Origin of the sequence: Providencia sp. PROV223, from assembly GCF_028479245.1 — a bacterium.
In the GTDB taxonomy this organism is placed as follows: domain Bacteria; phylum Pseudomonadota; class Gammaproteobacteria; order Enterobacterales; family Enterobacteriaceae; genus Providencia; species Providencia rettgeri.
The window spans coordinates 1-2055 of record NZ_JAMPNG010000040.1 but is presented as its reverse complement, the minus strand read 5'-3'; the positions used below and the strand labels follow the sequence as shown (position 1 = coordinate 2055).

Annotated in this window: 2 protein-coding genes and 1 pseudogene; 2 read left to right on the top strand and 1 reads right to left on the bottom strand. The window is 36.8% G+C overall.

Going from position 1 to position 2055, the window contains the following annotated elements; genetic code table 11:
* Window positions 1-2: 2 nt before the first annotated feature.
* Both PR767_RS21185 and cdiI read left to right on the top strand, forming a co-directional pair.
* Window positions 3-1214: a DUF637 domain-containing protein gene (locus PR767_RS21185; protein WP_336297933.1), complete on the top strand. Its 1212-nt coding sequence runs from the start codon at window positions 3-5 to the stop codon at window positions 1212-1214.
* Between the two features lie 11 nt (window positions 1215-1225).
* A complete protein-coding gene (cdiI, locus tag PR767_RS21180; protein WP_162598835.1) occupies window positions 1226-1639 on the top strand; it encodes a ribonuclease toxin immunity protein CdiI in 414 nt (137 codons plus the stop codon).
* A 109-nt stretch (window positions 1640-1748) separates the two neighbouring features.
* Here the strand turns inward: cdiI and PR767_RS21175 are convergent.
* Window positions 1749-2015, bottom strand: a pseudogene (locus PR767_RS21175) (choline transporter); the annotation flags it as partial.
* Between the last annotated feature and the right edge of the window lie 40 nt (window positions 2016-2055).

Below are 2055 nucleotides of genomic sequence, written 5' to 3'. Positions count from 1 at the left end.
CCATCGGAACAGCGATTCAAGGTGGGAGCTTCACGGACAACTTTAAAACAGCCCTACTCAATAGTGTGGCAGGGCAAATTCAAGCCGAAGGGGCTAACCTGATAGGCGATAAATTCCAGTATTTATATGTAGATAAACAGGGAAATATTCTGGGGCATGCAGGGAAAGCTCTAAGTCATGCGGGGTTGGCGGCGCTAAGTGCAGAAATTAGTGGTGGTAATGTAAAAGGTGCCGCAATTGGCGCATTAGCCGCTGAATTAGCTGCGCTATCTCTTGATAACAAAAGTAAAAATAATTTAGAAGGTAATACACAGAAAATTAAAGTTTTAGGAGCTATAGCTGGGGCTATTGTAACTGGTGAGTCGAATGGCGCACACAGCGCTGCAGGTGCAGCTGAGAATGTATTTCTTTATAACCATTATTTGCATAACTTCTATGGTTCAGCTGGCGATAAGTATTTTGGTGGCGCATTTTCGTTAGAAAAAGCACTTGAAAGTGATAGTACTTTGACAGAGCAGGAAAAACAAAAAATAAGGTCCCAATATTTAAAAGGGGATGGTAAAGAAGATCCTATAAAGGCTATTTTAGAAACTTTGCCAGTATCTGATACCATGATGGCATTAATGCAGGCTAAAGATACCAAAGACTATGCAGCGGCAGTACTAACCTCATTACCGATGGAAAGAGCTGTTGTTGTTTTGGGTAAATTAGCCAAAGTTACGAAAGTTAATAATGTTTTCTTTCCAAAAAGACCGATTAAAACTCCTGAAGGTATAAGTATCAATATTGATTTACCAATACATTTAGCGACGATGGATAAGTTTACTCAAAGAGCGGGAGTTTCTGGAGCCCATAATGCAGATGCGTTTTATGGTGCAGTTAGAGAAAAAGGTTTACAGATTATTAGTGAAACGGCAACAGGCGTGAAAGGTATCACCCAAATTGAATATAAAATACCAACAAAAGATGCAGCAGGAAAATTAACAGGTAACTATAAAGGTAATGGTGCGGAGCCATTTAAAAAAACAGTTTATGACCCGAAGGTTTATTCAGACCAAAAAATATTAGATTTAGGGCAACAGGCAGCTGCTAATGGATATAAGGATGCTATAGTAAAAGGATTACAATCTTATAACGCTAAAGCAGGTGGAGTTACCTTTAGAGTTTATTTAGATCCCAAAACTAAAGGTGTTAGCAATTTTCATCCTCAATAGGAATAATTTATATGAATGAGTCTTTTGATGAATTAAATCATTTATTGTTTGGATTACCTTATAATTATGAGGATAAAAACAATTATGACCATCAAGATTGGGTCATCAAAACTTATTTTGACCGGATGTATAATGATCATCGTTTCTTAGATGTTGTAGACCACATAGTTCAAAAGATAGGCTATAGTGCTGATGGTGCATATTGTCATTTTGCTTGTGAGTATGATGGATTTTTAGATGATATGATTTTTAAAGAGGGTGTTTTTTTTGCAATAGGTTATCCTCCAGAAAAAGATGATGAAATAGTCGTCAGTGAAGAAACTTGCTTCTACTATGTCAGATTAGCTTGTGAAAAATATTTAAAAGTTCATCCTGAAGACTTAGCTAGCGTAAGTAATTTATTATCAAAAATGCAAATGTTATAAAATAGGATTCTATTGTATTAATAGATAATTGAATAAAAACAGGCGGCTATAATTTTAGCCGCCTGTGAATTTTTATCGACACATTTTAGGTAATATTTCTTTTTTGGGACTACTTACCCAATAAATGTAAAAAGTGAATATGTTTTTCGTACTGATCAAGAATATCGTGGATGATCTGCTCTTTTGCCCAGCCCATCACATCGTAGTCTTGCCCACCTTCTTTTAAGTGAATTTCAGCGCGGTAGTAGCGTTGTTCTTCACTCTTTTCATCATCACTTTCTGTGCCCATACCCGCTAAGGCAAATGACGGTTGAATATAGTAACGGAGGCGAACTTCGTATAAAAAGTTCATATCGTCGCCTAAGTCTACTTCAAAACCAAAGAAGGACAGTCATTCGAGCAGGCATTTCGCACTT

What these genes read in the sequence shown, in the direction of transcription:
- cdiI (WP_162598835.1), top strand. Translation starts at nt 1,226, where the DNA reads ATGAATGAGTCTTTTGATGAATTAAATCATTTATTGTTTGGATTACCT.